Genomic DNA, 8545 nt, shown 5'->3' on the forward strand with positions numbered 1-8545 from the left:
CCAATCCCCCGTGGATCGCGGCGCTGAAGGGCCGGCCCATCGGGAAGGACAACGCGCTCGCCTACGTCAACGCGCTCAAGGACTACATCGCGGCGGACATGAAGACGCTGCTCTACAACTATCCCCAGTGGGATGCGGCGCAGGCGGGTTGGTACAACGAGCCGTGGCTCGCCTCCATCCGCGAGAGCATCCACGGCACCTACGTGGGCTCCGAGTTCCCCGCGAACACCTTCGCCGCGTCCGGCCTGAAGGTGGACATGACCACGTACGTCCTCACCTACTACGACGACGTCGCGGCCTACGCGCTGGGCCAGGTGTGGGGCAAGACGGCGATGAACCCCACCCTCACCAACACGTCCGGGCAGTTCCCGGAGGGCTCCATCGTCGTCAAGGCGGCGCTCACCAGCGCGCTGGCCCAGGACTGGCCGGTGATGGAGGGCGCCACCACGTGGCCGCTCTACGTCACGCCTCCCAATGGCCCGCCGACCGCGCCGCCGCAGGTGATGAACGCGTCGGTGATGCAGTTCGACATCATCGTCAAGGACACGAAGACGGCGCCCAAGACGGGCTGGGTGTTCTCCACGCTCGTCTATGACAAGCGCGTGCCGGGCGACGCGTGGGCCAAGATGATCCCGCTGGGCGCGATGTGGGGGGATGATCCGAACGTCAACTCCACGCAGAACCCCGGCGCGCCGCTCGCGGAGACTGTCATCAACCCGGCGGCCCCCGCGTACTCGACGGCGACGCTCGGCTGGGGCGGTCGGCTCTCCGGCCCGAACGACGGCGCCGTGGTCGCGCCGGCCTACTACAACGGCCAGCAGGTGGCGTCCGTCCCGGCCTCGTCCTGCATGAGCTGCCACAGCGTGGCCGAGTGGCCGATGCAGTCGTTCCTGCTCCCCAGCCCCACGCTTCCGCCGCAGACGGTGGGCCAGGCGCTGGTGATTGAAGTGCCGGGCTCGACGGGCTGGATGAAGTGGTTCCAGGACCAGCCGGGCAGCGTGCCGCTGGACAAGGGCTCGGTGCCGCTCGACTTCGACATGGTCTTCGCCTTCAAGTCGCTGCCGGCCTGGCAGCAGGCCACCCAGGGCAAGAGCGGCATGCAGGCCTTCGAGGCCGCCGACGCCCTCCACGGCTCGCCGCCCGTCAACCCGCGCGACCTCAAGTACAACGGCCGGTAGCACCGCCGAAGGCACACGGGACCGCACGAGGCCCCCGGGGGGTTCAACCCGGGGGCCATCTTTCGCCCCGGCTCATGCCAGGTCGAAGAGCAGCGCTTCCAGCGGCTCGGTGGCGACGAGCACGAGGCTCGACTCATCCGTCACCGCGACGCCGTCGCCGGCCTTGAGCGCCACGCCGTTGAGCGTGCCGGCGCCCCGCGCCATCTGGAGCCAGGCGTGACGGCCCTTGGGCAGCGTGTACTCGGCCTTCTCGCCCGGGCTCAGCAGCGTGCTGGAGAGCAGCACGTCCTGGTGCACGGTGAGGCTGCCGTCGCGGGCGTCGGGGCTCGCGACCACGCGCCAGCGGCCCTGGCGGTCCTTCTCCGGGAAGAGCTTCTGCTCATATTCGGGCTTCAGCCCCTTCTTGTCGGGGATGATCCAGATCTGCAGGAAGTGCACGTCCTCGTTGGAGCCGTTCATCTCGCTGTGCATCACGCCCGTGCCGGCCGTCATGCGCTGCACCTCACCGGCGCGCAGCAGGCCGTTGCCTCCCGTGCTGTCCCGGTGCGCGATGGCGCCGCTGAGCGGGTAGGTGATGATCTCCATGTCCCGGTGCGGGTGCGTGTCGAAGCCCTCGCCAGACGTGACGCGGTCCTCGTTGATGACGCGCAGGGCGCGGAAGCCCATGTGCTGCGGGTCGAAGTAGCTCGCGAAGGAGAAGGTGTGGTGGGAGTCGAGCCAGCCGTGGCTGGCATGTCCGCGTGCTTCAGAGGGCCGAACGTTCATCATGATGGGGTGCTTCCTTTCTCCCAACACAATGCGTGTCCGAAGCCCTCATGGCCAGACGCGGAAGTCGAGACACATTGTTCCACCCATGGAACGCAACGCGACGGCGGCTTCAGCGTTTCGCGCGCCTGGGCGGCTCCTGCTGGCGCATGGGCCAGTGCTCGCGCAGGTGCTCCACGAAGGCCATCACCTTGGGCACGTGATGCCGGGTGGGCGGGTAGACGGCGTGCACGGGCGCCCCCGCGGAGCTCCAGTCCGGCAGGACGCGCTGCAGGCGCCCGCTGTCCAGGTCCTCGACGCAGTGGAGGCCGGGCAGGAGGGCGACGCCTGAGCCGGCCACCGTCACCGCGTGCAGCATGTCCGGCTCGTTCACCACCAGCCGGCCGGAGACCTTGACCTCCACGGACCGCCCTCCGGCGTGCAGCGTCCAGACGTTGCCCTCCAGCGCCGCGCCGAAGAGCAGGCAGTCATGCTTCGCCAGGTCGGCCGGCGTCCGGGGCGCGCCCTTCGCTTCCAGGTACTCCGGCGACGCCACCACGACGCGCTCGATGTCCCCCAGCCTGCGCGCCATCAGCGACGAGTCCGGCAGTCGCCCCGCGCGCACGGCCAGGTCCATGCCTTCCTCCACCAGGTCCACCGCTCGGTCCGTGCACAGCAGCTGCACCTGGACGTCCGGATACCGCTCCAGGAACCCTGCCACCAGCGGCGCGAGGAAGGGGACGGACAGCGGCGTCGTCACGCGCAAGAGCCCGTGCGGCCCGGCCTGCAGGCGCGTCACCTCCTGCTCCGCGGCCTCCGCCTCCTGGACGATGCGCTCGCAGTGCGCGTAGTACGCCCGCCCGACCTCCGTGAGGTGCAGCTTGCGCGTCGTGCGCTGCAGGAGCTGCGCGCCCACGCGCTCCTCCAGCTCCGACACCTTCCGGCTCACCGTGGACTTGGGCATGCGCAGCCCGCGCGCCGCCGCCGTGAAGCTGCCGGCCTGCACCACGCGCGCGAAGACGAGGAGTTCGTTGAGGTCCATGGCGCCGTCCCAGGGAGAAGAGGACTGTCCCAGGGGTGGAACAGTTCATCCTGTTCGTCCCATCTAATCCGGAACCCCTGCCACCGCTACCTTGCTCCCTGTCGCAACAAACAACCCAAACACCTCACGACAGGGACAACCGCCATGGCCTCGAACCTCTGGAACATCGACACGACCCACACGGGCATCCACTTCAGCGTGCGCCACATGGTCATCGCCAAGGTGCGCGGCAGCTTCCAGCAGTTCAGCGGGACGCTGACGCTGGACGAGGAGGACCTCACCGCGGCCGCGGTGTCCGTCCGCATCGACACGGCGAGCATCAACACGGGCGTCGCCCAGCGCGACAACCACCTGCGCTCGCCGGACTTCTTCGACGTGGAGAAGTTCCCCGCGATGACCTTCCAGAGCACGAAGGTGGAGAAGGGCTCCGGCAAGGGCCTGCGCGTGACGGGCCACCTGACCATCCGCGACGTCACCCGCGAGGTGGTGCTGGAGGCGGAGGCGCTGGGCGTCGGCAAGGATCCCTGGGGCAACCTGAAGGCCGCGTTCGAGGCGAAGACGACCATCGACCGCCGCGACTTCGGGCTCACGTGGAACCAGGCGCTGGAGGCGGGCGGCGTGCTCGTGGGCGAGAAGATTGAAATCACCCTCGAGGTGCAGGCGGCGCGGGCCCAGGCGGGAGAGCAGGCGGCCTGAGCATGGCCGCGCATCACCCGCTGGAAATGAAGAAGGACCCCCACTCGCCGTGGAGGTCCTTCCAGGACCGCGGGAAGGCGTTGTGGCTACAGCTTGGAGGCGGCGGTCAGCGTGAAGGCGACGGAGGCCTCGGCGCCGGAGCCGACGGTGGCCGTCGTCGGGTGGCCGGGCTCGCTCGTGAAGCTCACGCCGGTGGGGCCCACCAGGTCCACCGAGTAGGTGCCGGGCAGCAGGTACTTGAAGTCCGCCACGTAGACGCCGTTCGCGCCGGCGGTGAAGGCCATCGGCTCGCGGCCGCCGTCGGCGTTGACGAGGACGGCGGAGAAGCCGCTCAGCAGCACTTGCGCATCACCGATGACGGGCAGCTGCACGCCCGCGCCCAGCCGGAGGGTGACCTCCACGTTGCCGGAGAACTCCAGGTCCGCGCCCTTGATGACCGGGCCCATCACCCACTTGCCGGAGCCGCCGGCCGCGTGGCCGAAGCTCTGCGACACGTCGAAGTCCACGAGGATGACCTTCTGGCCCTCGTCGCTGGTGACGGTGACGTCCGCGTCCTTGTCGAACTTCACCTTGAGGCCGGAGCTGGCCGCGCTCGGCATCTGCAGGTCGCCGTCCACCTGGGTGCCCGGGGGCAGGCCCTCGTAGTTGGGGGAGGTCGCGTAGACGCGGCTGCCGCCGTCCTCCTTCACCTGCACGTAGCCGCCGGTGATGACGAAGCGCAGCTCGCGGTACGTCCCGGTCGGCACCTCCACGTCCTTCACCAGGTCCGCCGCGTCGTTGGCCAGCGTGAGCAGGTTGGTCGTGATGGGCTCGCTGCGCAGGACGACCTCGCCCTTGCCCTCGGCGCCGTCCTCTCCTTCGACGCTGCCCTTCAGGTAGACCTTCGAGATGGTCACGACGGCCTTCTCGAACGTGTCGCCGGGAGCGTCGGTCAGCTTCACCGTCACGCGGCCCGTGGAGTCATTGCCGCAGGCGGCGAGGCACAGCAGCCCCGTGGCCAGCAGCAGGGAGGAGGTCAAGCGACGAAGGGAGGTCATGGGATGGGGCTCGGGGGCAAGGGCCGGGGCCTGATGAGGCCCCGGCGGGTATTGAACGGACAGAAGACCCGCCGGGACTCGCATTGGCCACGGCGGATGAGAGGGATTGCTCAGCCGATGATCGGCCAGCAAGCGCCTTCCTGGCACGAGAGGCCGTTGCAGCAGGGGTTCTCCGCTTCGACATCGCAGGACGTTCCCTGGGGGAAGCAAGCAGGGCCGGCGTCCACGTCACCGCCCGTGCCTGCGTCCACCTGGCCGCCGGGGCCGGCATCCCCACTGCCCACGCCGCCGTCCGCGGGCGGTTCCTCGCCTTCGCAGGCGCCCACGGTGTCGCCATGGCGCAGGTGCGCGATCACCGCGGGCAAGCCCACTTCGATGGTGTGCGCGTTGGCGTGATTGCCGGGAGGAATGTGGCAGATGAGGGCGCGGCCCGAACCGCCCGGAGCTTCGCCTCCGTCCGTGGCGGGGGCTTCCGACTCCTCGCGGCCCAGGTTGTCGCCGCCCGTGCCGAGCAGCGTGTCGGACTCGCTGGTGCCGCCGCAGCCAACGAACAACAGCGCGCACAGCGCCATCTTCAGCGCGGACGAAGAAGCAGACAGGTTTCGCATGGGAATCCTCCAGGTGAGTGGAACCGCCTTCACCTCCCCGTTCCGAGCGGAGGCGCCCCCTGGAGGAAGACCTGGCCGGGAAGAACCCGGCCACGGTTCCGGAGCGACTTTCCCGACGCGGACGCTCCGCGCACCGGGCGCCCTACTGGCGGTAGGACTCGCAGGTGGTGAAGTAGGCGGGATCCGGCAGGCAGCGCTCCTGCTGACACGTGAAGCCTTCGCCGCACGCGGGCCTGCCATTGCCACACTTCGCCACGCACGCCATCTGGTCGCCGGGCACTTCCTCGCAATGCGTGGCCGCGTCGCATTGCCAGTTGCCGTTGCACGCGGCGCACTGGGGCCCCGGCCCTTCACAGCGGAAGCCCCGGCAGACGAGCGGCGCGCCGCACGCGGTGTCATCCAGGCACTCCACGCACTTGCCGTCCGGCGCGCACACGCTGTCGCTCGCGCATCCCGTCTGCGCGCAGCCCTTGCGCGCGTAGGCCTCATCCGGCACCAGCTCCACCTTCAACACCTTCTGCTTGCCCCCGCCTACGCAGTCCAGGAGGGAGCGCTTCGGGAAGTCCGGCGCGGAGATGCTCACCGTGTAGCAGCCATCCGGCAGCGGGCCCACGCGGCGGTTGCCATCATCGTCGAGCAGCAGGTCCGCAAGGGGCGTGTCGTTCACCGACGCCTGCCCCTTCTTGATCTTCAGGTTGCCCCGCGCGTGCACCTTCACGGACAGGGTGCTGGCGGGGCCGGGCTCCACGTCCGCCACCTCCACGGACTGACCGCCCTGCACCGTGAGCGTCACGCGCGCGGCCTTGTCTGACGCGGCCACGATGAACAGCTCCGCGGGGCCAGCAGGCACGTCGTGCAGCGTGAAGCGGCCGTCCGCGTCCACCGTGGCGCGCACGTCGGGCTCGCCCATCACCGACACCAGGGCCACCGCGGGATCGAACTTCGTGAGCCGCCCGTGCACGGTGCCCGCCTGGAACGGCGCGTTGTCCAGGCTGCCGCAGGCGCCAAGCCCCAGCGCGAGCAGCGTCAGCGGGAGGCGAGAAATCAAGTGTCGCATCAGAAGCGGTACCCCACGCCGGCGTGGCCGCCGAGGAAACCCACCGCCTGTCCCCGGGAATCCACCACCACGTACGTCAGCAGGAGCTGCGACTGCGCCGTCAGCTCCAACCGCTCGCCCAGGCGCACCGCCAGCCCCGCCACCACGCCGGGGCTCACGGTGAAGTAGCGCTGGCCTCCGGAGAAGGCCTCCACGTCAAAGGACCTGCGCAGGTACAGCGCGGCCACGCGCGGCCCGGCGAAAAGCGTCAGCCGCTCCCACCGCCAGAGATAGGGCGCCGCCACACCCAGCGTGAGCGCCGTGTAGCCGAAGGGCACCTCGCTGCCGGGGGCCACCTGGAGCGTGCGCTCGCCCCGGCCGAAGCCCACGTCCACGAGCAGCCCCAGGTCCTGGAGCGGGACGTCCTCCAGCCTCAGCACCACGCCCACCTGGGGCGCCGCGGGCAGGACGTCGCGCCGGCTCTGGCCGTCCACGAAGGACACCATGCCGCCCACGAGCGACAGCGAGCGCCGGGGGATGGCCTCCGACAGGAGCTGCTCCAGGGGCAGGCGCTGGCCCTGCGCCACGTCCACGTCGCGCCGCACGAGGACGGCGTCGCCCTTGGTGAGCTCCACGGTGCGCCGGCCCGCACCCACCGCGGTGCCGCCCGGCAGCTCGAGGCGCGTCTCGCCGTCCACCTTGAGCGTGAAGCCGTCCAGGCGCGGGTTGTAGGAGAACATCTCCGGCTGGCCCGCCCGGTCGATGCGGCCCGCGAGGATGACCGGATCCGCGCCCACCTCCAGGATCTCCGCCGACGGCCGCTGCCGGCCTTCGGTGAAGGCGAAGGTGCGGCGGCGCGAATAGTCGTGGGCCTCCGTGGCTGTCACCGCGCCGTCGCCGTTGCGGTCCGCGGCGCCGCCCAGGCCCTCCACGAGGAAGTGCGTGTAGATGTCGTTGCGGAGGCTGTCGTCCTCGCGCGCCGTCTCGCCCCAGTCACTCGCGGCGAATACCATGGAGGCCCGCGAGGACTCCTCCAGCGGCCGCGCGTAGAAGCCGGACTTGATGCCGGCCAGCTCCACCTCCAGCTCGCGGGGCAGCAGCGACTTGCCGCTGCCGCTGTGGCACGTGGCCAGCACGAGCAGCCGCCGCCGGCTGGGCAGCTGTTCGAACTCCGCCTTCAGCGCGTCCATGGAGAGCGCCGTCTGGGGGATGTCGCGGTAGGACGCGTCGCGGGTGACGAGGTAGCGGGTCAGCTCGCCCCGGCCATCGCGCGCGAGCGTGCCGTGCGCGGACAGGTACACCACCACCACGTCGTCGGGCCGGGTGGCCTCGCGCCGCAACTGTCGCAGGGCCGCGAGGACGGCCTCCTTCGTGGTCTCCTCCGGGCGCGTGAGGACGCGCACCTGGTCGAAGTGGCCGCGCGCGGGATCCTTCAGCACCGTCCCCAGGTCGACGGCGTCCTTGGCGGAGAAGCGCAGGTCGCGCCACTGGGGGTCGTCGAACGCGGACACGCCCACGAGCAGCGCGAGCCGCCGGGGCGTGTAGGCACGGGACAGGTCGGATTCAGCGAGGCGCAGCGGCACGAGGCCGCCCTTGTCACCGGGCGCGGCGGAGGGACCCGCGCACGCGGTGAGGGTGACGAGCAGCAGGAAGAGGAGGCGCCTCACGGTTGGCGCGAAGTCTGACCTGTCTGGACGCGCACGTCGAACCGCGACACGGTCCCCGGGCGGGAGTCCGAAGCGTCATCCGTCCCGAGCGCCGCGAGCGCGTCCGCCTCCGAGGCCGGCTCCCAGGCCGCGAAGGCCACCAGCACCAGGGCAAGCGGCCCCTCGTCCGTCTCCAGGCTCACGCCCGCCAGCCCCTCCGGCCCTGCCAGGTCGTGCGTCCCGGCCTCCAGGGGGAAGTGGCCCAGGAGCTCCGGCGGCTGGTGCTCCCGCTGCTGGTAGAGCAGCGCGGTGCCGGACTCGGTGGCGTGGTAGCGCACGAGCAGCACTTCGTCCTTCGCGACCGCGGCGCCCGGGTCCAGCCGGCGCAGCTCGCCGTCCGCGCCCCGGGCCACCACCGCCAGCTCCAGCGAGATGCGCCCCGAACCCTTCAGGCCCTCGGGGGGCAGGTCGCGGGTGGACGCAGGGCCCTTCACGAGGGGGACCATCACGACCATCAGCACGGAGGCCGCGATCGCTCCCGCCATCCATCCCCAGTAC

General features: G+C 70.7%; 8 protein-coding genes and 1 pseudogene. 2 read left to right on the forward strand and 7 right to left on the reverse strand.

Going from position 1 to position 8545, the window contains the following annotated elements; genetic code table 11:
- A partial coding sequence (locus D7V93_RS45305; RefSeq protein WP_120646806.1) for a hypothetical protein occupies nt 1-1178 on the forward strand: 1178 nt, incomplete at its 5' end.
- 72 nt (nt 1179-1250) lie between these two features.
- Here D7V93_RS45305 and D7V93_RS30945 read toward each other — a convergent pair.
- Nucleotides 1251-1946 carry a pirin family protein gene (locus tag D7V93_RS30945; protein ID WP_120646807.1) on the reverse strand — a complete coding sequence of 232 codons (696 nt, stop codon included), beginning with the start codon at nt 1944-1946 and terminating at the stop codon, nt 1251-1253.
- Nucleotides 1947-2055: 109 nt separating this feature from the next.
- The gene (locus D7V93_RS30950; RefSeq protein ID WP_120646808.1) at nt 2056-2964 is read right to left on the reverse strand and encodes a LysR family transcriptional regulator; all 909 of its coding nucleotides are present in this window, start codon (nt 2962-2964) and stop codon (nt 2056-2058) included.
- Between the two features lie 144 nt (nt 2965-3108).
- Between D7V93_RS30950 and D7V93_RS30955 the strand changes: the two genes are divergently transcribed.
- Nucleotides 3109-3660, forward strand: a complete 552-nt coding sequence (locus D7V93_RS30955) for a YceI family protein (protein WP_120646809.1) — start codon at nt 3109-3111, stop codon at nt 3658-3660.
- Nucleotides 3661-3746: 86 nt separating this feature from the next.
- Here the strand turns inward: D7V93_RS30955 and D7V93_RS30960 are convergent, their stop codons facing one another.
- The 5 genes and pseudogenes from D7V93_RS30960 to D7V93_RS30980 form a co-directional block, all read right to left on the reverse strand.
- A complete protein-coding gene (locus D7V93_RS30960) occupies nt 3747-4697 on the reverse strand; it encodes a DUF4382 domain-containing protein (RefSeq protein WP_120646810.1) in 951 nt (316 codons plus the stop codon).
- Nucleotides 4698-4807: 110 nt separating this feature from the next.
- Complete coding sequence (locus D7V93_RS30965; protein WP_120646811.1) at nt 4808-5305, reverse strand: hypothetical protein; 498 nt, start codon at nt 5303-5305, stop codon at nt 4808-4810.
- 142 nt (nt 5306-5447) lie between these two features.
- Nucleotides 5448-6353 carry a carboxypeptidase-like regulatory domain-containing protein gene (locus D7V93_RS30970; RefSeq protein WP_120646812.1) on the reverse strand — a complete coding sequence of 302 codons (906 nt, stop codon included), beginning with the start codon at nt 6351-6353 and terminating at the stop codon, nt 5448-5450.
- An 8-nt stretch (nt 6354-6361) separates the two neighbouring features.
- Nucleotides 6362-8008 (reverse strand): caspase family protein, encoded by a 1647-nt coding sequence (locus D7V93_RS30975; protein ID WP_120646813.1) that lies wholly within the window; start codon nt 8006-8008, stop codon nt 6362-6364.
- Nucleotides 8005-8545, reverse strand: a pseudogene (locus tag D7V93_RS30980) (hypothetical protein); the annotation flags it as partial. The pseudogene D7V93_RS30980 and the gene D7V93_RS30975, both read right to left, overlap by 4 nt.

The organism is Corallococcus llansteffanensis (assembly GCF_003612055.1).
In the GTDB taxonomy this organism is placed as follows: Bacteria; Myxococcota; Myxococcia; order Myxococcales; family Myxococcaceae; genus Corallococcus; species Corallococcus llansteffanensis.